A 24,718-nucleotide genomic window follows, 5' to 3' on the forward strand; every position below is an offset into this window, starting at 1 on the left:
GGCTCACGGTAGGCGTGCGGCGACGTGCTCCGCGAGCAGCCCGAGGGGCAGCGCACCCGACTCGAGCACCGCGTCGTGGAAGGCCTTGATGTCGAAGCCCGCACCCTGGCGCGCCTCCGCGGCGGAGCGGATCCGCAGGATCTCGAGCCGTCCGATCATGTAGGACAGCGCCTGTCCCGGGGTGACGGCGTACCGGTCGATCTCCGCGGTGGCGTGGCCGACCGACTTCTCGGAGTTCGCCAGCATGAAGTCGATCGCCTGCTGGCGGCTCCAGCCCATCGCGTGCATGCCGGTGTCGACGACCAGGCGGCAGGCGCGCATCGAGTCCGCGGCGAGCATGCCCATCCGGTCGAGCGGCGAGGAGTACAGCCCCATCTGGTCGGCGAGCCGCTCGGTGTAGAGCCCCCAGCCCTCCGAGTACGCCGTCACGAAGGCCGTCTTGCGGAAGTCCGGAAGGTCCTCCAGCTCCTGGGCGATCGCGATCTGCAGGTGGTGGCCGGGAATGCCCTCGTGGAACGAGGTCGACTCGATCTCGTAGCGTCCCCAGCCCTCCGGCTCGGACACGTTCATGAAGAAGACCCCGCCGCGGCTGCCGTCGAGCGCCGGCCGGAAGTAGTAGGCGATCGCGCCGCTCGTCGTCGCCTCGACGTCGCAGTCCGACCTCGGCAGCCGCCCGAACCAGTCCCCCATCGCCGCGCGCGCCTTGGCCATCGCGGCCTTGGACGCCTCGACGATCTCATCGGCGTCGGTGTGGTGCAGCGCCGGGTCGTCGCGGAGCGCGGCCAGGATCGACGGTACGTCGTCGGTGCCCACGGCGCTCGGGCCGAGGTCGGCGTACTCCCTGGCCAGCGAGGCCACCTGCTCCAGCCCGATCTCGTGGATCTCCTGAGGAGTCAGGCCGGTCGTCGTGTAGTAGCGGGTGAGCGTCGCGTAGGCCTCCTCGCCGCCGGGCAGGTAGACCAGCCCGACCCGCTCGTCGTCCCGGGCGCGGGACAGCACCTCGTCGCGCAGGACGGCGCGGTAGGTCGCCACGGCGGGACGGACCCGCTCCTCGACCGCAGTCCGCATCCGGGTGAGCAGCGCGTCCCGGTCGACGTCCTCGGGCGTCGGCGCGATCGCCAGCAGCCGGTCCTGGTCGAGCGGTGACGAGAGCCACTCGTCGAGCTGGCTGATCGTGTCGGCGACCGCGAACGCGGCGGGCGTCCGGCCGCTGTCGACGCCGTCCCGGTGCCGGTCGGCGAGATCGGTGAAGTACGTCGCGATCGCGCCCAGCTTGTCGACCATCGCGTCGGCCACCTCGGCCGTCGGGATCGAGAGCTTCGGGAAGTAGGTGCCCAGCGAGGCCTGGGCGCCGAAGATCGGGTTCGCGCCGTACTCCGCCGAGCGCAGGGCGCTCACCTCGGCGGTCGAGGTCGCGTCCCACACCAGCATCGCGCGGGAGAGCCGCTCCTGCTCGCCGAGGGCGGACTCCTCGACCGCCTCGGCCCGCTCCGCGAAGCTGCGGGCCTCGGCGATCGTCGCGTCCTCCGCAGCGCGACTGACGTCCGTGTAGCTGCCGGCGAGGGAGTACTCCCCCGTCATGTGCGCCCACAGCGGGCTCTGGCGGTAGCGGAAGGCCTGGTACTCGTCGGCGAGGTTCGCGATGTCTCCGGGGTTCTCGGTCACCCCGACAGTTCTACAGGTCGAACAGGGAGTCCGACTCGTTGATCTTGACGTCGGTGCGCGGCTCGTTGGTCTCGCCCGAGGACTGCGCAGGCTCCTCCTCCGCGGCAGGCTCCTCGGTCGCGGCCGCCTCCTCCGCGCGGGCCTCGTCCTCGACCGGCTCGGTCTCGGCGACCGGCTCCGGCTCGGGGGCGGGCTCCGCCTTGGCGGTGGGGGCGTCCGGCTCGTCCGACGCGAGGTCGAACAGGGAACCGCTCTCGGAGATGCTGGCCGACTCGGGCGCAGCGCCCTCGACGCCGCCCTTCGCCTGGGCGTCGGCGACGGCCTCCTCGGTCGGCTTCGGAGCCGGCTCGGACTGCTTCGCCTCGGGCTCGGGCTCCGGGTCCGCCTCGGGCTCCGCCTCCGCGGCGGGCTCCGGCTCGTCGCTCACCGCGTCGAACAGCGACCCACCCGCGGCGGGCTCCTCCGACTTCGGCTCCGACTTCGGCTCGGCCTTCGGCTCCGGCTTCTCCTCCTCGGCCGGCGCGGCGTCGAACAGCGAGCCGCCCGTGGACGCGGGCTGCTCGTCCGGCTCGTCCTCCGCCGCTGCGTCGAAGAGCGAGGACCCGCCCGACGCCTTGGCAGCGGGGCCGGCGTCGGCGGTTTCGGTGACCGTGTCCTCGGTGACGGTGACGTCACCCGCGGACGGCTCGGCCTTGGTCGCCACGGCGACCTTCTCGCCGGCCCTGGCGCGGGTGGCGACCTCGCCCTTCACCGAGGCCAGCAGCATCTGCGCGACGTCGAGGACCTCGACCTCCTCGCGGGCCGTGCCCTCGGCCTGCGCCTCGAGCAGGCCGTCGGACAGCATCACCCGGCAGAACGGGCAGCCGACCGCGATCTGGTCCGCACCCGTGCCGACCGCCTCGTTGGTCCGGTTGACGTTGATCCGGCTGCCGAGGGTCTCCTCCATCCACATCCGGGCACCGCCGGCGCCGCAGCAGAACGACCGCTCGCCACTGCGCTCCATCTCGACGACCTGGGCGCCGGGCATGATCTGCAGCAGCTCGCGCGGGGGCGCATAGACCTGGTTGTGACGACCGAGGAAGCACGGGTCGTGGTAGGTGATCGACCGCTGGTGGGCGCCGTCGCCCTCCTTCATCGGCGTCAGCTTGCCCTCCCGCACGAGCCGGTTGAGCAGCTGCGTGTGGTGGATGACCTCGAGCTCGATTCCGAGGTCGCGGTACTCGTTCTTGAGGGTGTTCATGCAGTGCGGACAGGTGGAGACGACCTTCTTGGCCTTCGCCTCGGTCAGCACCTCGATGTTCTGCTGTGCCAGCCCCTGGTAGACGAACTCGTTGCCGGCGCGGCGTGCCGAGTCGCCGGTGCACGTCTCGCCGTTGCCGAGTACGCCGAACGACACGCCTGCCATGTCCAGCAGCTCGGCGACGGCGCGGGTGGTCTTCTTCGCGCGGTCCTCGTAGGCGCCGGCGCAGCCGACCCAGAACAGCCAGTCGACGCTGTCCAGCGACTCGATGTCCTCACCGACGACCTGCACGTCGAAGGGCAGGTCCTTCGCCCAGTCCATCCGCGCCGTGGACGACATGTTCCACGGGTTGCCCTTGTTCTCCAGGCCGCGGAACAGGCCGTTGAGCTCGGACGGGAAGTTCGACTCGACGAGCACCTGGTAGCGGCGCATGTCGGTGATGTGGTCGATGTGCTCGATGTCGACCGGGCACTGGTTGACGCAGGCACCACAGTTGGTGCACGACCACAGCACGTCCGGGTCGATGACCGCGCCGCCACTGGGCTCGGTCGGGTCGCCCTCGGTCTCGCCGACCAGGATCCGCTCGGCCTCGTGGACGACGCTCTCGGGCAGCGAGCCGCGCTTGTCCTCGCTCGCGAGGTGGTAGGGCGCCGACATGAACGCGTTGTCACGCAGGTTCATGATCAGCATCTTCGGAGAGAGCGGCTTCTCGGTGTTCCAGGCCGGGCACTGCGACTGGCAGCGGCCGCACTCGGTGCAGGACGCGAAGTCGAGGTTCGCCTTCCAGCTGAAGTCGGTGATCGTGCCGACGCCGAGCGTGGCGTCCTCGTCGAGGTCGTCGACGTCGTCGAGGGTGACCGGCTTGCCGTCGTTCATCATCGGCTTGACCGCGCCCAGCGCGACCGTCCGGCCGTCCTCCCGCGCAAGGGCGTCGGGACGCTTGAACATGACGTTCAGCGGCGCCACGAAGATGTGCAGGTGCTTGGAGTGCAGCACGTCGAGCAGGAAGACCAGCATGACGCCGATGTGCAGCAGCAGGCCGATGCCGATGAGCAGGTTGCTGTCCGGCAGGACCTGCCCGAGGAGGTAGGACACGAAGGCGGCCTTGCCGTAGCCCACACCGGCGGGCGAGTGCGCCTCGACGGCGCCACGGAACAAGAACATCGTCCAGATGACGTTGAAGATCATGAACAGCACGAGGTAGGCGCCGCCGAGGTGCGAGCCCGAGAAGCGCGACTCCCGGCCGAGCTTCTTGGGCTCGTTGCGGACCCGGATGAAGTAGAAGATCACCAGGCCGACGAGGCACAGCACCGCGATCAGGTCCTGGAGGAAGCCGAGCGGGCCCCAGGTGCCGAGGATCAGGAAGTGCCAGTCCGGGTTGCGCGAGATCAGCGCGCCGTACGCCTCGACGTAGACCGAGGCGAGGATCAGGAACGCGTACATCACGAAGGAGTGCGCGACACCCGGGATCGTCCACTTCAGCAGCCGCCGCTGGCCGAGCACCTCGCGCAGCTGGGTGCCGATGGCGCCGGCCGCGCGCTTGGTGACGTTCTCGACGCGGTCCGGCGCTGGCTGGCCGTTGCTGATCAGCCGGTAGAGGAACCAGACCCGCTTGGCTGCGAACGGCAGGATCGCCGCGTTCAGCAGCAGTCCGAGGATCAGCGTGAGGGTCATGGCGCTCAAGACGTACTCCAAGTCGCGAGGGACGGTGTGCCGGTCCCGGAAGGGGCGGTCAGCAGCCTACAAAGCGCTCGCCACACCCGAGGGGCGGGCTAATACTACTGGTCAGTAACAGAAGCGGGAGGTGACCCTTGCCACCCCCCGCTTCCGCAGGAACTACGTATGGAGTTGTGCAGGACCGACGGTCAGCTGTGCGGAACCCGGCCGACGCGCGTCCGGGCCACGCCCAGGTCGACCACGGCGCCGGAACCGTCGAGCAGCGTCACGCGGAGCGCGGTGACCTCGAGGCCACCCTTGAGCTTCTTGACGAGATTGCCCTCGATCTTGACCAGGCCCGGGATCTCGATCGGGTTGGCCGTGAGCTGGTCGAGGTCGTAGGACGTCCCGTTGATCGTGATCACCGCGGTGTGGGTGCCGATCGCGTTGCGGATCAGCGCGCGCTTGCCCTTGATCCGCTTGACGAACGCCCTGGCCTGGACGCCCTCGATGTGCACGGCGCCGCCGAGCAGGTCGACGTCGGCGATCGTGGCCTTCTCCCAGGCCGAGTTGGCCTTGGCGGTGTGCATCGTCTTCTCGCTGACCTCGCCGACGCCGGCGTCGAGGACGCCGGGGATCGGGACCGAGACGATCGAGGAGGAGAGCACCTGGCCGTCCGTGCCGGCGCAGGGCATGAAGACCTGCGGCGTGGCGCCGACGCCGACGATGTCGCCGAGGACGCTGGCCTTCAGGCCGTAGGCGATGCCGCCGAAGACACCCTCGGGCGCCTCACCCATCCGGGCCACCGCGCGAGCGAGGGCGACGGTGGTGTTGGTGGCGTCGAGGTGGACCCGCAGGCCGGTGGCCTCCGAGAGGGCGCGGTGCTTGCCGTGCACCTGGGTGCTGCCGCCGAGACCGATGGTCGCGACACCGGGGATCTTGATCGGCTGGCCGAGGCTGGGCAGCGGCAGGGTCTGCGCCGGGAGGCCCGGGGGCTTGTACTTCAGGCCGAGCACGTTGGTCTTGGCGTCGGTGTGGAAGCCGGTGGCGTCGTGCCAGGCACGGACCCACGAGCTGATGCCGGTGATGGTGAGCTTGCCGGCGACGTTCTCGAAGAGGACGACGTCGGCGATCGTGTGCCGGGCGTACGTCGACACGGTGTCGCCGCTCTTGCGCGTCCAGACCTTGGTCTCGACACCTTCGATGGTGCCGAGGCCGGGCAGGTCGACCGAGGCGGTCGCGTTGTCACGGGTGATACCGGCCACGTTGTTGCAGGCGACGATGGCGCGGGCGATCGGGCCGGACCCGATCGGCAGGTCGCCACCCTTGATCTTGGCGCCAAAACCGAACGCAGCCATACCGAACCCGACGGGGCGCTTCTCGGCGGAAGCCGGAGAAGTGGACCCGACGACGAGGGCGCCGGTCAGGGCTACGAGCAGGCTGAGCAGAGCTGCGAGCCTTCGCATGAGGACTCCTTGGAGAGCATCGGACGGGGAGTGATGTTTCGGACGCCTCCCCCTGCCGGGCGCCGCGAGACTGATTTTGCAGACGTATCGTAGCGTTCGCGGGCTGTTACTCATGGGACAACCCCCGACACGCGAGAAGGACACGGCTTCGTCGACGGCCGGGAGCGGACCGACCGAAGCGCTCCCCCGGCGGTAGAACTCGTTCTACAATCCGCGGATGCGCGTGCTCCCGCTCGCGCGGGTCGGCGCCGTCCTCGCGACGGTCGCGCTCGCGTTCCTCGCTGCCCCCTCCGCACCTGCCGTGCCCGCTCCGGGGGCGGGCTCGGGCCTGCCGATCCCGTCGCTGCCCACGGACCTGCTGGTGCCACGGTTCCTCGGTCATGCCGCCGTCCCGCACCCCGTCGCCGCGCCGCCGGTGCCGCAGAACCCGTTCCTCGCACCCAATGGCACCAGCAGCATGCACGACGACCCCTACAGCACCGACGCCTACGACGTCAGCGGTCCGCTCGGCCGTCGGCCGCAGGTGACGTCCCGCAGCTACGGCGTCCGCGAGTGCGCGACGGTCGCCTTCGACTCCCACGGCCGGCTGGTCGGGCTCTGCGGCGGACTCGACGGCTTCACGATGATGGTGATCGATCCGGTCACCCTGGACCCGGTGGACCGCCTCCAGGTCTCGAAGCGCGACCTGACCAGCGGCGCCAACCCGCTCACCGACATCTGCGGCGGCACCTACTTCTTCCTCGACGACGAGGACCATGCCTTCGCCACGACCACCGACGACGGCATCGCCGAGATCGCGGTCGCCGACGACGGGGCGCTCACCCGGGTCCACGACTGGTCGGCCGCCTCCGAGCTCTCGGCGGACGACTGCCTGGTAGCGACGGGGGTCGACTGGAACGGCCTGGTCTGGTGGTTCAGCCAGCAGGGCGTCGTCGGCACCCTCGACCGCGCGACCGGCGCGGTCCACTCCCTGCGGCTCCCCGCGGGCGAGGGCATTTTCAACTCGGTGTCGGGCGATGAGACCGGCGGGATGTACGCCGTCTCCACCCACGCGATGTACCGCTTCGACGCGGCCCCCGACGGCACGCCCGAGGTGACCTGGCGCGAGGTCTACGACCGGGGCAGCCGGGTGAAGCCGGGCATGCTCTCGCAGGGCTCCGGTACCTCGCCGACGCTCCTCGGCGACCGGTGGGTGGCGATCGCCGACAACGCCGACCCGCGCACGAACATCCTGGTCTACGACCGCCGCAGCGGCGTCGCGGACCGGCTGCACTGCTCGGTGCCGGTGCTGCGTGACGGCGCGAGCACCACGGAGAACAGCCTGGTCGCCGCAGGGAGCTCGCTGATCATCGAGAACAACTACGGCTACAGCGGCGTGCAGTCCACGATGCTCGGCCGTACGACGACACCGGGCCTCGCGCGTGTCGACATCGACGCCGACGGCTGCCACGTCGCCTGGACCAACGACCGCGTCTCGGCTCCGACGTCGGTGGCCAAGGCATCCCTCGGGAACGGGCTGCTCTACGCCTACACCAAACCGGCCCGCAGGGACGGCATCGACGCCTGGTACCTCACCGCGCTCGACATCCGCACCGGCAACGTCGTCTGGAGCCGGCTGACCGGCACCGGCGTGCAGTGGAACAACCACTACGCGGCGATCTACCTCGGCCCGGACGGGACGGCGTACGTCGCCACCCTGGCGGGCCTGGTGCGGGTCGCCGACCGCTGACGCCCCGGCGCTAGCCGAGGATGCACGACCGACCGGCGGCCAGGAGGTCGCCGAGGACGGCCGGGTCGAGGTCGTCGCTGTTGGTCGTGCCGACGTGGTGGTCGGCGTCGAGGAGGCCGCCCGCGACCAGGCCCGCGATCCCGCGCGTGCGGACGAGGTATCGCGCCACGCAGTCCGCGTCCACGCGGTCGACCGTGCCCTGCTCGGCCAGCACGTGCGCGATCTCCGTCGTGACGCCGTGCTCGTCCGCGCTGTCGCCACCGCCGACCGACCCGCTCCTGCCGACCACGATCGCGACCGCGACCGCGACCGCTGCCGCCAGCACGGCGGCGTACGGCGTCCGCCGCCGCGCCAGCGCGCGCAGCTCGTCCCGCATCGCCGCCGCGTCGGGGTAGCGCTCGGACGGGTCGGTGGCGAGCGCGGACCGCAGGACCCGATCGAGCCTCCGGCTCCGCCGGCCGGGTCCGAGCGCCGTCCGCAGCAGGCAGCCGAGCGAGTAGACGTCGCTGGTCGGCGCCGGTCTGCCGCCCGCGACCAGCTCGGGGGCCATGTAGCTCGGCGTCCCGGCCGCACCGGCCCCGGGAGCACCCGGCGCCCCGACCCGGCAGGCGATCCCGAAGTCCGTGAGGTACGCCGCGATCCCGCCCTCCCGCACGCGCAGCAGGACGTTCGCCGGCTTGACGTCGCGGTGGACCAACCCGGCCGCGTGGGCGTCGGCGAGCCCGGCGGCGACCTGACCGACCAGGTCGGCCGCGACGGCGGCAGGGAGCCGGCCGCGCACGCGCAGCAGGGCGCCGAGGTCTCCGTCCGGGAGCAGCTGGGTGGCGATGAACAGGCGGCCGTCGACCTCGCCGTGCGCATAGACCGTCACGACGTGCGGCGAGTCCAGCGACGCCTGCGCGCGGGCCTCCCGGATGAAGCGCCGGCGGAAGCCCGGCACCGCCGTGAGCTGCGGCGCGATGAGCTTCAGCGCCACCCGACGGTCGAGGGCGTCGTCGACCGCCTCGAACACGACGCCCATGCCGCCGCGCCCGAGCTCGCGGACGAGCCGGTAGGGACCGACCGTGGTGGGCACGCACCGGTTCTACCCCCGGGACGGCCGCCGTGCGAGCGGCCGTCCCCAGGTCTCGTCGGAGCCCTCAGAACAGGAGGGCGGTGGCGGGGTCGGACACGATCCCGGCCACGTCGGCCAGGAACCGCGAGCCGGTGGCGCCGTCGATGTGGCGGTGGTCGAAGGAGAGCGACAGCGTCATCACGTCCCGCGGCACCACCGCGTCGCCCACGACCCAGGGCTGCTTCTTGATGCCGCCCATGCAGAGGATCGCCGACTCGCCGGGGTTGATGATCGGCGTACCGCCATCGACGCCGAACACCCCGACGTTCGTGATCGTGAACGTCCCGCCGGCCATCTCGGCCGGCTGGGTGCGGCCCTCCCGGGCGGTGGCGGTGAGCTGCTCGAGCTCCCGGGCCAGCCCGGCGAGGGAGATGTCCTGCGCCTCCTTGACGTTGGGCACGACGAGCCCGCGCGGTGTGGCCGCGGCGATGCCGAGGTTGACGTAGTGCTTGACCACGACCTCCTCGGCGGCGTCGTCCCACGTCGAGTTGATCACCGGCGACCGCCGGATCGCGAGGATCGCCGCGCGGGCGATGACGAGCAGCGGCGACACCTTCACGTCGCGGAACTCGGTCCGCTTGCGCAGCCGCTCGACGAGCTCGACGGTCGCGGTGGCGTCGATGGTGACCCATTCGGTCACGTGGGGTGCCGTGAAGGCCGACTGCACCATCGCCGCCGCCATCATCTTGCGCACACCCTTGATCGGCTCGCGGGTCTCCCTGCCCTCGGCGTCGGTGGTTGAGGTGCGAGGCGCCCCAGCGCCGAGCCTCGAAACCTCCGACGTCGCCGCCTCGACGTCCGCGCGGGTGACCTGACCCTCCGGACCCGAACCCGTCAGCACCGACAGATCGACCCCCAGGTCCTTCGCGAGCTTGCGCACGGGCGGCTTGGCGAGGACGTGGGCGTGGGTGGCAGCCTCCCGGCGGCCGCGCGGGTGGTGCGGCACCGGACGGCTCTCGTCGGACGGCTCCTCGGCCTCGACCATGGGCGAGGCGGCGCCGGGCATGAAGGACGCCTGCGCCTGCGCACGGGCGGCGATCTCCGGCGTCGGCAGTCGGCGCGGACGGCGCTGGAGCGCCGTCTCCTTCGGGCCGTAGCCGACCAGGGTCGCCTGGCCCTCGGGCGGGACGTTGGTGTCGATCGGCGCCGACGACCTCGGTGCGCCGCCTCGTTCCTGGGCGGCCTCTCGATCGGCGCCCGCCTCGCCCGCGGCGCCGATCGCGATGATCGGCGTGCCGACGGCGATCATCTCGCCCTCGCCGACCAGCAGCGCGGTCACGGTGCCGGCGTAGGGCGACGGGAGCTCGACGATCGACTTGGCGGTCTCGATCTCGACCACGATGTCGTTGATCGCGACCTCGTCGCCGACCTTGACCCGCCAGGCGACGATCTCGGCCTCGGTCAGTCCCTCACCGACGTCGGGCAGCTTGTACTCGGGCACGAAGGCTCCTCCAGCTCTCAGTAGGCGAGCGCGCGGTCGACGTGGTCGAGCACCCGGTCGAGGTCGGGGAGGAACGCGTCCTCCACCCGCGCGGGCGGATAGGGCGTGTCGAACCCGCCCACCCGCAGCACCGGGGCCTCCAGCGAGAAGAAGCACTCCTCGCTGATCCGGGCCGCGAGCTCCGAACCGAGGCCGAGGTTGGCGTGTGCCTCGTGGACCACGACCGCGCGGCCGGTGCGGCGCACCGACTCGACGACGGGCCCCATGTCGAGCGGCGACAGCGTGCGCAGGTCGATCACCTCGAGCGAGCGGCCCTCCTCGGCTGCGACCGACGCGACGTCGAGGCAGGTGCTCACGGTCGGCCCGTAGGCGATCAGGGTCAGGTCGCCACCGGCCCGGACGACGCGCGAGGAGAACAGCGGCGCGGGATCGGCGCTCTCGTCCACGTCGGCCTTCGCGGCGTGGTACTGCCGCTTGGGCTCGAGGAAGATCACCGGGTCGTCGGACGCGATCGCCTGCTGGATCATCCAGTAGCCGTCAACGGGGTTGGAGCAGGTGACGACCTTGAGCCCGGGCGTGTGCGCGAACTGGGCCTCGGGGGACTCGCTGTGGTGCTCGACCGCGCCGATGCCGCCGCCGTAGGGGATCCGGATCACCATCGGCACCCGGAGGTTGCCCTTGCTACGGAAGTGCATCTTCGCGACCTGGCAGACGATCTGGTCGTAGGCCGGGTAGACAAACCCGTCGAACTGGATCTCGACGACCGGGCGGTAGCCGCGCAGGGCGAGGCCGACGGCCGTGCCCACGATGCCGGACTCCGCGAGCGGGGTGTCGATCACGCGGTCCTCGCCGAAGTCCTTCTGCAACCCGTCGGTGATCCGGAAGACGCCGCCGAGCCGGCCGACGTCCTCGCCCATCACGACAACCTTGGGGTCGTCCTCCATCGCCCGGCGGATCCCGGCGTTGAGCGCCTTGGCGAGCGTGAGCTGCGTCATCGTGCCGCCTCCTCGAAGGAGTCGAGGTAGGCCGCGAAGCCGTCCTGCTGCGCCTGCAGCTCGGCGGTCTGCTCGGCGTACACGTGGTCGAAGATCGCCCTCGGGTCGGGATCGGGCAGCGCGTGGCACTCGCGGCGCAGCATCTCGCCGAGGTCGTCGGCCTCGGCGGCGACGCCGGCGAAGAACTCGTCGGAAGCCACCCCCTTGCGGCGCAGGAACGCCTCCACCCGGGCGATCGGGTCCTTGAGCTTCCAGTGCTCGACGTCCTCGATCAGCCGGTAGCGGGTCGGGTCGTCGGTCGTGGTGTGCGCGCCCATCCGGTAGGTGTAGGCCTCGACCAGCGTCGGACCCTGACCCTCTCGAGCCCGCTGCAGCGCGGCCTTCATGACGGAGTACGTCGCCAGCACGTCGTTGCCGTCCACGCGGAGCCCAGGGAAGCCGAACCCGCGAGCCCGCTGGTAGAGCGGGATCCGGCTCTGCCGCTCGATCGGCTCGGAGATCGCCCACTGGTTGTTCTGGCAGAAGAACACGACCGGCGCGTTGTAGGACGCGGCGAACACGAACGCCTCGTTGACGTCGCCCTGCGACGAGGCGCCGTCGCCGAAGTGGGCGACGACGGCCACGTCGCGGTCGGGGTCGCCGGTGCCGACCAGGCCGTCGCGCTGCACGCCCATCGCGTAGCCGGTGGCGTGCAGGGTCTGCGCGCCGATCACGATCGTGTAGAGGTGGAAGTTGTGCTCCGCCGGGTCCCACGAGCCCTGGTCGACGCCGCGGAACAGGCTGAGCAGCTTGACGGGGTCGACCCCGCGGCACCAGGCCACGCCGTGCTCGCGGTAGGTCGGGAAGACGAAGTCCTGCGGCGCGAGCGCGCGGCCGGCGCCGATCTGCGCGGCCTCCTGGCCGAGCAGCTGGGCCCAGAGGCCGAGCTCACCGTGCCGCTGCAGCGCCGTCGCCTCCACGTCGAGGCGTCGGGCGAGCACCATGTCGCGGTAGAACCCGCGGACCTGCTCCTCAGGGAAGTCGAGGTCGAACTCGGGGTGGTGGACCCGCTCGCCCTCCGGGGTGAGGAGCTGGATCAGCTCGGTGCCGCCATCGCTGGGCCGGGGGCCGAAGACGTCGGCCAGGTCGGGTCCGAATCCGGAGGTGGCTTCGGGGTCGGTCATGGTCTTCCCACTCCTTGCGTCGCCGGGTCGGCGGGGGTAGCCGCGCTCCCGGTGTCGGGTCGAGATGTCCGGCCCGTCACAGGGGTGGCGCGACGTGATCCGGAACACATCGTCGGTGCGGGCAAACCTACCGCATGACCGGCTCTTCCCAGGCCTCGACGGCCGGTCCCTTCGGGATGATCCCGGAGGGATTGATGTCGTTCTGGACGACGTAGTAGTGGGCCTTGATCTGGTCGAAGTCGATCGTCTCCCCGAAGCCCGGCGTCTGGTAGAGATCGCGGGCGTAGGCCCACAGGTTCGGGAGCTCGACGAGCTTCTGCCGGTTGCACTTGAAGTGGCCGTGGTAGACCGCGTCGAACCGCGCCAGGGTCGTGAACAGCCGGACGTCCGCCTCGGTGATCGCCTCCCCCATCAGGTAGCGGCGCGACGCGAGACGTTCCTCGAGCCAGTCCATCGCCGTCCAGAGCCGGTCGTACGCCGCGTCGTACGCGTCCTGGGAGCCGGCGAACCCGCAGCGGTACACGCCGTTGTTGACCTCGGTGTAGATCCGCTCCATCACCGCGTCCATCTCCTCCCGCAACCCCTCGGGCCACAGGTCCGGCGCACCCTCCTTGTGGAAGTCGCGCCACTCGTGGAAAAGGTCGTGGGTGATCCACGGGAAGTCGTTGGTCACCAGCCGGCCGCTGTCGACCTCGACGATCGCCGGGACCGTGATGCCGCGGTCGTAGTGAGGGAACCGCTCGAAGTAGGCGTCCTGGAGCCGCTCGATCCCGAGCACCGGGTCACGGCCGCCGGGGTCGAGGTCGAAGCTCCAGCTGCGCTGGTCGTGCACGGGCCCGGGCATCCCGAGCGAGATGACGTCCTCCAGCCCGAGCAGGTTGCGGACGATGATCGAGCGGTTCGCCCACGGACACGCCTTCGCGGCGATCAGCCGGTAGCGGCCGGGCTCGACGGGCCAGAGCTCGCCGTCGACCGGGCCGTGCTCGGGCGTCCGGGCACCGCGCGTGATCCGGTCCGGGACATACATCGTGTCCCGCTTGAAGTCGGTCTCCGCGACGTACGCAGCCATGACCCCACCCTAGGAACGTGCTCCAAGGCGGGGCCACGGCTGCGTCGTCAGGCGCGCGTCACTTGTCCTGGTAGGTGAAGTCGTCGATCAGCCAGTCGAGGGTGGGGTCGGGCACCAGGGTCCAGGTGCAGGAGAACGTCTTGTCGGTCTCCGGCGCGTAGACGTCGGCGGCCAGCGTGACCGAGCCGTCGCCGTTGTCGGTCGGGTCGGAGAACGTGTACTGGACGTCGGACATCGCGAGGTTGGGCGAGGCCTGCTTGCAGGACTTCTGGCTGCCGAAGTTCGACTGCCAGAACTCCGGCGTCGAGAGGCCCTCGACGGCCTGGCAGTTGCCCTCGAAGAAGGAGTCGAGGAACGCCTGGGCGCTGATCGACGGCTCGGTGCCAGGGGTCGTCGCCGTGGTGTCCGTGGTGGACGGGGCGGTCGACGTGTCCGTCGGGGTGGACGCGCTCGAGGAGTCCGGGGTGCTGGCCTCGGTCGTCTGCGAGCTGGTGTCGTCGGACGCCTTGGAGTCATCGTCGTTGCCGCTCAGCAGGAAGAAGCCGCCCACGCCGGCGAGGACCACCAGCACGACCACGGCGACGATGATCCCGATGATCAGGCCCTTGCCGCCGCCACCGCCCCCGGTCGGCGGAGCCGGGTAGCCGCCACCCGGCGGCGGCGGGTAGCCCCCACCGCCCGGGGCGCTGCCGTACGGCTGCTGGGGCGGCTGCTGCGGGTAGCCCTGCGGCGGGACCCCGCCCTGGGGGACGATCTGCGTCGGCGCCGGCTCGCCGGGCTGGCCCGGCGGCGGGGGGTAGGGATTGCTCACGCAGAGAAGGTAGGGCAGAAGCGGCCCGCCCAAACGCGGATCACCGAAGTTTCATCCCCAGGACTGAGCCGAGGACGTACGTCGCCCGGGCAGCAGCGTGACCACGACCAGCCCCAGCCCCACGACGGCCGCCGCGACGGCGACCATCGTCGCCCGGGACCGGAGTGAGTCGCCGACCACGCCGAGGATCAGCTGGACCAGGGCGCGCTGCCCGGGGTCCGCCTGGTGGGCCAGGGCGTGCACGACCGGCGGGGTCCCCACCCGCACCAGCAGGCCGCCCACGGCCAGCCCGAGCGCCGCGACCCCGATCGCGCGGAGCCGGCCACGCCAGCCGCGGGCGACGAGCGCCGCGAGGCCGACCAGCAGGACCCAGGTGACGGCGAGGACCAGCCCCGCCCCGTCGAGCACCCGGTAGGCGGTGCGGTACTTCGCGAGCTGGGACTCGCGCGCCACGGGCACGCGCAGCTCGGGCGTCGGGATGCCCGCGACCGGAAGCCCGGTCGCGTCGCCGAGGTGCTGGTAGACGTCCACCATCAGGGGCGAGAGATCCACGGTCACCCAGCCGTTCGGGTTGCCGCCGTGCTCGTTCATCACGCGCAGGAACTCGCGGTGCGCGTCCCGGTTGGCCTCCCGCCAGAAGTCGGGGAACCCGGAGTCGGCGACGACCTGGCGGGCGGCGGCCCCGGTCATCTCGTCGATCCCGTCGGGCACCGCGACCGGAAGCCGCTGCTGCAGCTCGGCCACGGCGGCCTGGCTCATCCGGTTGGCCAGCTCGGCGCGGAGCGTCGGGTCGTCGGCCAGCGGCGCGACGGTGTCGACGTAGGCGTCCGTGCTGTCGGCCGTCGAGGACAGCCACACGGCGGTGATCGCGAACGGCGACAGGATCGTCGCCACGAGCACGAGCGTGGCGGCGAGCGCGCCGCGCATCACATGTCGCCGGTGTCGGAGTCGACCTTCCAGTCGCCGTCTTCCTTGACCATGGTCAGGGTCTCGTCGGACTTGGGCTGCTCGAACGCCTGGCCGAGGGTCTCGTCGTCACCGGTGTACTTGACCTCGATCGTGTACTTCACGGTGGCCTTGTCGCCGTTCTCGTTCACGTCGCCGATGTCGTAGTTGACGTCGAGGTCCTTGAAGAAGTCCTTGAAGCTGCCGTCCTGGCCGGAGGAGGCGAGCAGCTCGTCGTACTTGTCCTCGACCTCGCTGCACTTGCTCGCGCCGGAGTCGTCGAAGATCTTCTTCTGCGCGTCGCCCGAGGACAGGTCGCAGGCCTTGTTGAAGTCGCCGTCGGCGAGCGCGCCCAGGTAGTCGTCGGCCACGCTCTTCGGGTCGTCACCGCCCTTGAGGATGAAGAAGCCGCCGATGCCGCAGACCAGCAGCACCAGCACGACCGCCACGATGGCCCCGATCAGCAGGCCCTTCTTGCCGCCGGACTTGGCGGGCGCACCGTACTGGGGAGCGCCGTAGCCGGGCTGCTGGGGAGCGCCGTAGCCGGGCTGCTGCGGAGCGCCGTACGGCTGGGCGCCGTAGGGCTGCTGGGCCGGCGCGCCGTAGGGCTGCTGCGGCTGCTGCGGAGCCGGGTAGTCCGCCGCGCGGTTGGGCGCGACCTGCGTCGGGGCGTCCGCGGAAGGAGGCGCCTGGGGCGCCCCGGGCGTGGGGCGCTGACCACCGGCGTCGCCGGGCTGCGTGTGCTCGGTCCACTGCTGGCCGTCCCACCAGCGCTGGCCGCCCTGTCCGTCGGGATACCAGCCGGGAGGGGTCGTGGGCTGGTTCGGGTCGGACATGACGACTCCTCAGTTCGGGTTCGGTCGGACCGGGTTCGGCCGGCAACGGTGCGGGCGCATTCTCGCACGCGGGCTTTGCTCAGCTGCCGGTGATCAGCCAGACCACGACGACGAGCAGGACCAGCACGACGGCTGTCAGCAGCCCCATCCAGAACCCGATGGTCCGCTTCTTCGAGGGCGGCGGCGGAGGCAGGAATCCGGCGGCTTGCTGGGGCGGGTAGCCGGGCGGGGGCTGCTGCGGGTAACCCTGCTGGGGGTAGCCCTGCTGCGGCGGCACGCCGTACGGCGGCGGCTGGGTCATGCCGGACAGCCTAGGCGTGCCCCCCGGCCCGTGCAGCGGATCACGGCGACGCGGTGAGCGAGCCGAGGTAGGACTCGATGTAGCTCTCGAGCTCCGACGGGTCGGTCGGGAAGTCGGTCGGGAATCCCGAGGGGAAGTCCGTCGGGAAGTCGCTGAGGAAGTCCGTCGGGATGTCCGTCGGGACCGACGCCGACGGGATGTCGGTGCCGGAGAAGTCGAAGTCGTCGATCTTCCAGTCACCGCTCTCGTCGACCAGCTTGAAGGTGAGCGGCAGGTCCTCGCCGCTGTCGGTCGCGGTCGCGTCGACCTCGGCGGTCCCCGCCGAGTCGTCCACCCGGGTGTCGTCGATCGTGTAGCTGTCCAGGGTGTCGCTGCTCATCGTGTCGCACTCGCCGATGATGTTCTTGAAGTGGTCGGTGACGATGTCCTGGATGGCGTCGCAGTCGTTGGTCTTGGCGGCGTCGAGGAACTGCGCGACCACGGCGTCGACGGCGTCCTCGTCGGAGGAGCCCGCCGCCGAGCCGGAGGACGAGGATCCCGAGTCGCCCGAGTCGTCACCGCCGAAGACGACGATGCCGAGGACGACCGCTGCACCGATGAGCACCAGCACGCCGACGATGGCGAGGGCGATCCACAGGCCCTTCTTCCCCGACCCGCCACTCGGCGGCGGGGCGCCGGGGGTCCACGGGGGCGGCGACTGCGGGGGCGGCGCCTGGGGTGGCACCGCGCCGTAGGGCTGTCCCGGCGGAGGCGGAGGCGGCGGCGGAGGCTGGTTGTAGCTCATCGGGGTCTCCGGAACGTGAGGTCGGCGGGCGCTGCGCTCACCGTAGCGACACGCGGGCCAGCAGCTCCACCAGCCGGTCCGTCGCGGCCGGCTCCGCGACCGTGACCCGGACGCCCTCGCCCGCGAACGGCCGCACGCTCAGGCCGGCGTCTCCCGCGGCGGCCGTGAACGGCCCGGTCGTCTCGCCCAGGTCGAACCACACGAAGTTCCCCTGCGCCTCGGGCACCGTCCAGCCGGCCGCGCGGATGCCGGCGAGCATCCGGTCCCGCTCGGCGACGAGCGTCGCGACCCGCTCGAGGAGCTCGTCCTCGGCCCGCAACGAGGCGATCGCGGCGGCCTGGGCGATCGAGGACACCCCGAACGGCGTGGACACGGCGCGGACGGCCGCCACGACGGATGGCGCGGCGACGGCGTACCCGACCCGCAGCCCGGCCAGCCCGTAGGCCTTCGAGAAGGTGCGGAACAGCACGACGTTCTCGTGCCGGCGACGCAGGGCCGCGCCGTCGACCGGGTCCGCCATCCGCACGAACTCGCGGTAGGCCTCGTCGACCACGACCAGGACGTGGGGCGGCACCTGCGCGAGGAACCGCTCGACATCGGTGTGCGTGAGGGCCGGTCCCGTGGGGTTGTTCGGCGTGCACAGCAGGACCACCTTGGTGCGGTCGGTGACCGCGGCGGCCATCGCGTCGAGGTCGTGCCTGCCGCCGTCGGCACCGGTGGTCACCGGGACCGGTACGCCGGTCGCGCCGCTCGCCGCGACCGCGATCGGGTAGGCCTCGAAGGAGCGCCACGCGTGCACGACCTCGTCGCCCTCGGAGCAGAACGCGGTGAGCAGGTGGAAGATCAGCGCGACCGAGCCGGTCGCCACGGCCAGCTCCTCCTCGGGGCACCCGAGCCGCGCGGCCAGCTCGGCGTACAGCGCCGCGGAGCCCATGTCCGGGTAGCGGTTCATCTCCGCGACCGCCGCGTGCGCCGCCTCGATGACACCGGGAAGCGGCGGGTAGGGGTTCTCGTTGGAGCTGAGCTTGTACGTCGTCAGCCCCGCCCGGGCCACCGGCGGCTTGCCGGGGACGTAGGGCGGGATGGCGCTGACGCGCGGCAGCGGCTGGGGACCGGACACGATGCCGACCCTATGTGCCTAGGCGGCCGGCTCCTCGTCGAGCTCGGGCAGCAGCACCCGGCCGCCGAGGACCGGCTCCAGGTCGCGCCCCCGGGTGATGTCGAGCGGGTTGGTCAGGCAGCGCACCGACCCGCCGCCGAGGTGGAACTCGGAGACGTCGACCACGAGGACGTCGAAGCCCCAGGCCTCCAGCTGCGCGCGGACCCGGTCGGGGCACGCGGGCATCACGACGGTCCGGCCGATCACGACCGAGTTGGCGCAGAAGGTCTCGATCGCCTCCTCCTCGGTGATCACCAGCGGCTCGGGGACGAGCGCGAGCAGCGCCTCGGCCGAGGGAAGGTCGAGCGCGTCGGGGCAGACGATCGCGCGGCGCTCGTCGAGCGGGCAGAACGCCAGGTCGAGGTGGTACATCCCGGGGTGGGTGATCCGCAGGCCGCGGACCTGGACGCCGAGGTCGGCGGCGACGGCCTTCAGCGCGAGCTCCTCCGTGCGCGGGCCGTAGCCGATGACCAGCTCGCCGCGCCACGGAAAGGCGTCGCCGGCCTCGAAGTGCGGGCCGATGCCGCCGCGCCCGACGTACGACGCCGCGTAGCCGCGGCTCTGGAACCACGCCTCGGCCGACACCGTCTCGTGGCGGCGCTGCTCGTAGCGCATGTGGGACATGACGACCGACTGCCGGCCGGGGCCGCTCCACTCGGGGCGGTGCACGACCAGGCCGAGGTTCATCCCGTAGACCATGTCGGGGCTGTCGGCACGCGCGGGGATGACGTCGACCTTCGCGCCGGCGCTGCGCAGCGCGGTGGCGAGGGCGTCCCACTGCTCCGCCACCCGCGTGTGGTCGGGCTGGACGGCGGGATCCATGAACGGGTTGATGGCGTAGTCGATACGGAACTGCGACGGGTCGACCATCGCGTAGCGGTGGCCCCACTCGAGAGCGCGCTCGTCCATTGGATCCCTCCCTTGACGAAGAAGCGTTGCTTTTGTCTGACAATCTGACAAAGCGGAGTGTGACAGATGGCGGCGCCATCCGCCAGCCGGGGGTCCGGACCGGCACAATGGGGCCATGTCCCGTCCCGCCACCGCGTTCGCCGGCCTGAGCGTCGAGCACGCCTCGACGGTCGAGCGGGTGGCCGCGGAGCTCCGGCGAGCGGTCTTCGAGGGCGAGCTGGAGAGCGGCACGCCGCTGCGCGAGATCGCCCTGGCCGAGTCGCTCGGCGTCTCGCGGCCGACCGTGCGCGAGGCGCTCACCGTGCTGGTGGGCGAGGGCCTCGCGACCCGCGAGCCGCACCGCGGCGTGAGCGTCGCGACGCCGCGCGCCGACTCGGTGCGCGACGTGTGCCGTGCGCGCTGGGTGCTCGAGGGTGCGGGCGTCCTTGCGTGGGCGACCGCGGACGACGTACGCCGCCAGCGGGTGCGGTCGACGCTGGAGGCCTACACGACGGCGGTGCGGACCGGGCAGGCGTCCTACGAGGAGCTCAACGAGCGGCACCTCGCCTTCCACGTGTCGCTGGTCGAGCTGACCGGCAGCCCGCGGCTGGTGCAGATGGCGGAGGCGCTGATGGACGAGCTCAAGCTCGCCCTCGCACAGGTCGACCGGATCCGCCGCAACGCCCACGACCAGGCCGACTCCCACGAGGGCCTGGTAAGACTGCTCGAGGTGGCCGACATCGACGCTGCCCACGAGTTCCTGCGGCGGCACATCGACGACGCCGCGGACGAGATCATCGAGGCCCTGGAGCTCACTTGACCCGCATCCTCGCCCGCTGGGCGATCACCGCCGCCGCGATCGCGTTCGCGGCCTGGCTCTTCGACGGCATCTGGTTCCGCGGCCCGACCCACGGGACGGCCGAGCTGCAGCACAAGATCATCCCGCTGCTGATCGTCGCGGCGCTCGCGACCGTGGTCACGGCGTGGGTCAAGCCGGTGCTCACGGTCCTGTCGATCCCGCTGATCCTGCTGACGCTCGGGATCTTCCTGCTGATCCTCAACGCCCTGATGCTCAAGTTCGTGGCGTGGCTGTCCGGGCTGGTCGACCTCGGCTTCCACGTCAACGGGTTCTGGACGGCTGTCTGGGGGTCCGTCGTCATCAGCATCGTCACCTGGATCCTCGACGCCCTCGTCGGTCCCGACGAGTGAGCCGACCCGACCTGCCGGCGCCACGGGACCCCCGGCGCTACCGGATCGCCGTGGTCTGCCTGGGCAACATCTGCCGCTCCCCGATGGCGCACGTCGTGCTCGCCGACCGGGTCGCCGCGGCCGGCCTCGACCACGTCGAGGTCGTGAGCTCCGGCACCGGCGACTGGCACGTCGGCGAGGGCATGGACCGGCGCGCGGCCGCGACCCTGCGCACGGCCGGCTACGACGGCAGCCGGCACCGGGCGCAGCAGGTCACGGCGGACTGGGCCGGCGAGCACGACGTGCTCCTCGCCATGGACGCGCAGAACCTGCGGGACCTGCGCGAGCTGTTCGCGAGCGAGGTCGACGACGAGCGGGTGCGGCTGTACGGCGACTTCGACCCGGTGTCGCCGGGAGCCGAGGTGCCCGACCCCTACTTCGGCGGCGACGAGGGGTTCGCCGAGGTGCTGGCGATGGTGGAGCGGACCGCCGACGAGATCGTCGCCGCGCTCACTCGAAGTCGGCCGACCTGACCGACCGCAGCAGCTGGTAGGCCCGCTCCCGGTCCGCGTCGTCGAGCGACGCGAGACCGAAGTCGATGTCGGTCAGCGCCTTGGTCGCGTCCTTGAGCACCCGCTCCCCCTCGGCCGTGAGCGAGGCGAGCACCCGCCGGCGGTCGACACCGTCGGCCGTGCGCGAGACCAGCCCGGCGTCGACGAGCCGGTCGATCGCATTCGTCACCGACGTCGGGTGCACCATCAGCCGCTCGCCGATCTTGCTGAGCGAGAGCTCCCCGGCGTGGCTGAAGGACAGCAGCACGAGCACCTCGTAGCGCGCGAAGGTGATGCCGAAGGGCCGCAGCACCCGGTCGAACTCGGCGAGCAGCAGCTGCTGCACGCGCATGATCGAGGTGGCCAGCCGCATCGCCGACGGGTCCCCGATCCGCTCGCCCCACAGCTCGCCCGCGCGCTCGATGGGGTCGAACGGCAGGCGGGGCCTCTCTGCCATGGACGGAGATCGTAATCGCACCCGCGCCGTGCGTTGTTGGCGCGGTTGGTCGGATGTCCTATCATTTTCCTCGGATGTCCGACTATCTGAAGGGCTAGCGATGACGCTGTACCGGCCGCAGCACCCCGTCCGCGTGGTGACCGCGTCGAGCCTGTTCGACGGCCACGACGCGGCGATCAACATCATGCGGCGGATCTTCCAGAGCCAGGGCTGCGAGGTGATCCACCTCGGGCACAACCGGTCGGTCGCCGAGATCGTCGAGGCCGCGATCGAGGAGGACGTCCAGGGCGTCGCGGTCTCGTCCTACCAGGGCGGGCACGTGGAGTACTTCGAGTACCTCGTCGAGCGGCTCCGCGAGCGCGGTGCGGGCCACGTGAAGGTGGTCGGCGGTGGCGGCGGTGTCATCGTGCACGACGAGATCGACCGGCTCGCGAAGGCCGGTGTGCGGATCTTCTCCCCCGAGGACGGCCAGCGGCTGGGCCTGCCGGGGATGGTCAACACCGTCGTCGAGGACTGCGACGTCGACCTGTGGTCGATGCACGAGGTCTCCGCCGACGAGGTGCTCGCCGGCGACCGGGCCGCGCTCGCACGGGCGGTGACCGGCGCCGAGACCGGACGGCTCGCGCCCGAGGTGCTCGACCGGCTGCGCGAGGCGGGCGCGGGGGTCCCGGTGCTCGGCCTGACCGGCACCGGCGGGTCCGGGAAGTCCTCGCTGACCGACGAGCTCGTGCGCCGGCTCCGCGTGGACCAGCAGGACAAGGTCCGGGTCGCGGTGGTCGCGGTCGACCCCACCCGGCGCAAGGGCGGCGGCGCGTTGCTCGGCGACCGGATCCGGATGAACAGCCTGGACCTGTCCGGCGAGGGGATGGACCGCGACCGGGTGTTCTTCCGGTCGCTGGCGACCCGGGGCGCGCACGAGCTGCCCGAGCACCTCGAGGACGTGCTGGCCGTGGTGAAGTCGGGCGGGTTCGACCTGGTCGTGGTCGAGACGCCCGGCATCGGCCAGGGCGACGCGGCGATCGTGCCGTTCGTCGACGTCTCGCTCTACGTGATGACGCCGGAGTTCGGCGCCGCCTCGCAGCTGGAGAAGATCGACATGCTCGACTTCGCCGACGCGGTCGCGATCAACAAGTTCGAGCGTCGCGGTGCCGAGGACGCCTGGCGCGACGTCGGCCGGCAGCTGGTGCGCAACCGGGAGGCGTTCGGCGCGCGGCCCGAGGACATGCCGGTCTTCGGGACCTCTGCCGCGACCTTCGACGACGACGGGGTGACGGCGCTCTACCAGTACCTGCGCGGGCTCCTGGCCGAGAAGGGCCTCGACGTCGGCGAGGGCACCCTCGCGCCGGTGGGCGGCCGGAAGTCGACGCGGATCCAGCACGTGCTGCCCGCCGATCGCACCGGCTACCTCGCCGAGATCGCCCGCACGGTGCGTGGCTACCACGGCGAGACCGAGGACCTGGTCGCGAAGGCGCGCCGGGCCCAGCGGTTCAGCGAGGTCGCCGCGGAGATCGACGTCGAGGACGTGCGCACCGCCGCGACCCGCGCCGAGGCCGACGTGCCGCTGGAGGTGCGCGACCAGCTCGGGGCCTGGCCCGGGATCGTCGAGGACTACCGCAAGGACACCGAGGAGCACGGACGCGAGTCGCTGTCCGGCAACCGGGTCGCGCGGGTCGCCGTACCGCACTACGAGGACCACGGCGAGCTGGTGCGGTTCTGGCGGCGCGAGAACCTCCCGGGCTACTTCCCGTTCACCGCGGGGGTGTTCCCGTTCAAGCGCAAGGGCGAGGACCCGGCGCGGATGTTCGCCGGCGAGGGCGACCCGTTCCGCACCAACCGGCGGTTCAAGCTGCTCTCCCACGGCCTTGACGCGACCCGGCTCTCCACCGCCTTCGACTCCGTCACGCTCTACGGCAACGACCCCGACGAGCGGCCGGACATCTACGGGAAGATCGGGACCTCGGGTGTCTCGGTGGCCACCCTCGAGGACATGAAGGCGCTCTACGACGGCTTCGACCTGCTCGCTCCGACGACGTCGGTCTCGATGACGATCAACGGCCCGGCGCCGACGGTGCTGGCGTTCTTCCTCAACACCGCGATCGACCAGGCCAAGGAGTCGGGCATCGATCCCGCCGAGGCGCTGCGCACGGTGCGCGGCACGGTGCAGGCCGACATCCTCAAGGAGGACCAGGGGCAGAACACCTGCCTGTTCTCCACGGAGTTCTCGCTGCGCTGCATGGCCGACATCCAGGAGTGGTTCATCCAGAACGAGGTCCGCAACTTCTACTCGGTCTCGATCTCGGGCTACCACATCGCCGAGGCCGGGGCGAACCCCATCAGCCAGCTCGCGTTCACCCTGGCCAACGGGTTCACCTACGTCGAGTCCTACCTCGCGCGCGGCATGGACATCGACGACTTCGCGCCGAACCTGTCGTTCTTCTTCTCCAACGGCATGGACCCGGAGTACTCGGTGATCGGCCGCGTCGCGCGCCGGATCTGGGCCGTCGCGATGAAGGAGCGCTACGGCGCCAACGAGCGCTCGCAGCGGCTGAAGTACCACGTGCAGACCTCCGGGCGGTCCCTGCACGCCCAGGAGATGGCGTTCAACGACATCCGCACCACCCTGCAGGCGCTGATCGCGATCTACGACAACGCCAACTCACTGCACACCAACGCCTACGACGAGGCCGTCACCACGCCGACCGAGGACTCCGTACGCCGCGCGCTGGCCATCCAGATGATCATCAACAAGGAGTGGGGCTTGGCGATGAACGAGAACCCGCTGCAGGGCTCGTTCGTCATCGACCAGCTCACCGACCTCGTCGAGGAGGCCGTCCTGCACGAGTTCGACCGGATCTCCGAGCGCGGCGGCGTGCTCGGCGCGATGGAGACCGGCTTCCAGCGCGGCCGGATCCAGGACGAGTCGATGCTCTACGAGCACAGGAAGCACGACGGCTCGCTGCCGATCATCGGCGTCAACACCTTCCGCAAGGACGGCGCCGACGACGGCACCCCCGACCACGTCGAGCTGGCCCGCGCCACCGACGACGAGAAGCAGTCGCAGCTGCGCCGGCTCCGCGACTTCAAGGAGCGGCACGCCACCGACGCCCCTACGGCCCTGGCCCGGCTCAAGGAGGCTGCGACGTCCGACGAGAACGTGTTCGCCGTCCTCATGGACGCCGCGCGGGTGTGCACCCTCGGTCAGATCACCGAGGCGTTCTTCGAGGTCGGCGGCCAGTACCGCCGCAACGTCTGAGACCGGC

At 71.3% G+C, this 24,718-nt stretch carries 21 protein-coding genes; 5 read left to right on the forward strand and 16 right to left on the reverse strand.

The genetic code is table 11. The features are described from left to right. Positions 1 to 3 precede the first annotated feature (3 nt). The 3 genes from ABD709_RS17480 to ABD709_RS17490 all read right to left on the reverse strand — a co-directional run bounded on the left by ABD709_RS17480 (position 4) and on the right by ABD709_RS17490 (position 6,027). Entirely contained in the window at positions 4 to 1,665 is a 1,662-nt protein-coding gene (locus ABD709_RS17480) for a DUF885 domain-containing protein (protein ID WP_344777779.1), read from the reverse strand. A gap of 10 nt (positions 1,666 to 1,675) precedes the next feature. Then, positions 1,676 to 4,579 (reverse strand): (Fe-S)-binding protein, encoded by a 2,904-nt coding sequence (locus ABD709_RS17485; protein ID WP_344777901.1) that lies wholly within the window; start codon positions 4,577 to 4,579, stop codon positions 1,676 to 1,678. Between the two features lie 191 nt (positions 4,580 to 4,770). Then, the gene (locus tag ABD709_RS17490; RefSeq protein WP_344777781.1) at positions 4,771 to 6,027 is read right to left on the reverse strand and encodes a choice-of-anchor P family protein; all 1,257 of its coding nucleotides are present in this window, start codon (positions 6,025 to 6,027) and stop codon (positions 4,771 to 4,773) included. 217 nt (positions 6,028 to 6,244) lie between these two features. On the opposite strand from ABD709_RS17490, the gene ABD709_RS17495 reads away from it, so the two are divergent. Continuing rightward, a complete protein-coding gene (locus ABD709_RS17495) occupies positions 6,245 to 7,756 on the forward strand; it encodes a hypothetical protein (protein ID WP_344777783.1) in 1,512 nt (503 codons plus the stop codon). Positions 7,757 to 7,766: 10 nt separating this feature from the next. Here ABD709_RS17495 and ABD709_RS17500 read toward each other — a convergent pair whose 3' ends face one another. The 12 genes from ABD709_RS17500 to ABD709_RS17555 all read right to left on the reverse strand — a co-directional run bounded on the left by ABD709_RS17500 (position 7,767) and on the right by ABD709_RS17555 (position 19,283). Beyond that, the gene (locus ABD709_RS17500; protein WP_344777785.1) at positions 7,767 to 8,831 is read right to left on the reverse strand and encodes a serine/threonine-protein kinase; all 1,065 of its coding nucleotides are present in this window, start codon (positions 8,829 to 8,831) and stop codon (positions 7,767 to 7,769) included. A 64-nt stretch (positions 8,832 to 8,895) separates the two neighbouring features. Beyond that, entirely contained in the window at positions 8,896 to 10,311 is a 1,416-nt protein-coding gene (locus tag ABD709_RS17505) for a dihydrolipoamide acetyltransferase family protein (protein ID WP_344777787.1), read from the reverse strand. A 17-nt stretch (positions 10,312 to 10,328) separates the two neighbouring features. Continuing rightward, positions 10,329 to 11,306: an alpha-ketoacid dehydrogenase subunit beta gene (locus ABD709_RS17510; RefSeq protein WP_344777789.1), complete on the reverse strand. Its 978-nt coding sequence runs from the start codon at positions 11,304 to 11,306 to the stop codon at positions 10,329 to 10,331. Then, a complete protein-coding gene (gene pdhA / locus ABD709_RS17515) occupies positions 11,303 to 12,469 on the reverse strand; it encodes a pyruvate dehydrogenase (acetyl-transferring) E1 component subunit alpha (RefSeq protein WP_344777791.1) in 1,167 nt (388 codons plus the stop codon). The genes ABD709_RS17510 and pdhA overlap by 4 nt, the downstream gene beginning before the upstream one ends. Before the next feature lie 127 nt (positions 12,470 to 12,596). Continuing rightward, positions 12,597 to 13,538, reverse strand: a complete 942-nt coding sequence (locus ABD709_RS17520; protein ID WP_344777793.1) for a glutathione S-transferase family protein — start codon at positions 13,536 to 13,538, stop codon at positions 12,597 to 12,599. 58 nt (positions 13,539 to 13,596) lie between these two features. Next, entirely contained in the window at positions 13,597 to 14,349 is a 753-nt protein-coding gene (locus ABD709_RS17525; protein ID WP_344777795.1) for a hypothetical protein, read from the reverse strand. Between the two features lie 51 nt (positions 14,350 to 14,400). Further along, positions 14,401 to 15,276: a fatty acid desaturase family protein gene (locus ABD709_RS17530; protein WP_344777797.1), complete on the reverse strand. Its 876-nt coding sequence runs from the start codon at positions 15,274 to 15,276 to the stop codon at positions 14,401 to 14,403. Continuing rightward, the gene (locus ABD709_RS17535) at positions 15,276 to 16,130 is read right to left on the reverse strand and encodes an Rv0361 family membrane protein (protein ID WP_344777799.1); all 855 of its coding nucleotides are present in this window, start codon (positions 16,128 to 16,130) and stop codon (positions 15,276 to 15,278) included. Before ABD709_RS17535 ends, ABD709_RS17530 begins: the two co-directional genes overlap by 1 nt. Positions 16,131 to 16,209: 79 nt before the next feature. Next, entirely contained in the window at positions 16,210 to 16,431 is a 222-nt protein-coding gene (locus ABD709_RS17540) for a hypothetical protein (protein ID WP_344777801.1), read from the reverse strand. Positions 16,432 to 16,471: 40 nt separating this feature from the next. Beyond that, the gene (locus ABD709_RS17545) at positions 16,472 to 17,215 is read right to left on the reverse strand and encodes a hypothetical protein (protein WP_344777803.1); all 744 of its coding nucleotides are present in this window, start codon (positions 17,213 to 17,215) and stop codon (positions 16,472 to 16,474) included. A 37-nt stretch (positions 17,216 to 17,252) separates the two neighbouring features. Further along, complete coding sequence (locus tag ABD709_RS17550; protein ID WP_344777805.1) at positions 17,253 to 18,335, reverse strand: histidinol-phosphate transaminase; 1,083 nt, start codon at positions 18,333 to 18,335, stop codon at positions 17,253 to 17,255. An 18-nt stretch (positions 18,336 to 18,353) separates the two neighbouring features. Continuing rightward, on the reverse strand, positions 18,354 to 19,283 hold the full coding sequence (locus ABD709_RS17555; protein ID WP_344777807.1) for a dimethylarginine dimethylaminohydrolase family protein: 930 nt from the start codon (positions 19,281 to 19,283) through the stop codon (positions 18,354 to 18,356). Positions 19,284 to 19,398: 115 nt separating this feature from the next. Here ABD709_RS17555 and ABD709_RS17560 point away from each other — a divergent pair, with 115 nt between their 5' ends. From ABD709_RS17560 to ABD709_RS17570, 3 genes are read left to right on the forward strand one after another with little or no spacing between them, the layout of a single operon-like run. Next, a complete protein-coding gene (locus ABD709_RS17560; protein WP_344777809.1) occupies positions 19,399 to 20,082 on the forward strand; it encodes a GntR family transcriptional regulator in 684 nt (227 codons plus the stop codon). Further along, positions 20,079 to 20,471, forward strand: a complete 393-nt coding sequence (locus tag ABD709_RS17565) for a phage holin family protein (RefSeq protein ID WP_344777811.1) — start codon at positions 20,079 to 20,081, stop codon at positions 20,469 to 20,471. The genes ABD709_RS17560 and ABD709_RS17565 overlap by 4 nt, the downstream gene beginning before the upstream one ends. Beyond that, positions 20,468 to 20,983 carry a low molecular weight protein-tyrosine-phosphatase gene (locus ABD709_RS17570; RefSeq protein ID WP_344777813.1) on the forward strand — a complete coding sequence of 172 codons (516 nt, stop codon included), beginning with the start codon at positions 20,468 to 20,470 and terminating at the stop codon, positions 20,981 to 20,983. Before ABD709_RS17565 ends, ABD709_RS17570 begins: the two co-directional genes overlap by 4 nt. On the opposite strand, the gene ABD709_RS17575 is transcribed toward ABD709_RS17570, so the two are convergent. Then, positions 20,961 to 21,458, reverse strand: coding sequence for a MarR family winged helix-turn-helix transcriptional regulator (locus ABD709_RS17575; protein WP_344777815.1), 498 nt, complete (start codon positions 21,456 to 21,458; stop codon positions 20,961 to 20,963). The genes ABD709_RS17570 and ABD709_RS17575 overlap by 23 nt on opposite strands. A 100-nt stretch (positions 21,459 to 21,558) precedes the next feature. On the opposite strand from ABD709_RS17575, the gene icmF reads away from it, so the two are divergent. After that, positions 21,559 to 24,711 (forward strand): fused isobutyryl-CoA mutase/GTPase IcmF, encoded by a 3,153-nt coding sequence (icmF, locus tag ABD709_RS17580; RefSeq protein ID WP_344777817.1) that lies wholly within the window; start codon positions 21,559 to 21,561, stop codon positions 24,709 to 24,711. Positions 24,712 to 24,718 lie beyond the last annotated feature (7 nt).

It is taken from the genome of Nocardioides panacisoli (assembly GCF_039537325.1).
Lineage (GTDB): Bacteria > Actinomycetota > Actinomycetes > Propionibacteriales > Nocardioidaceae > Nocardioides > Nocardioides panacisoli.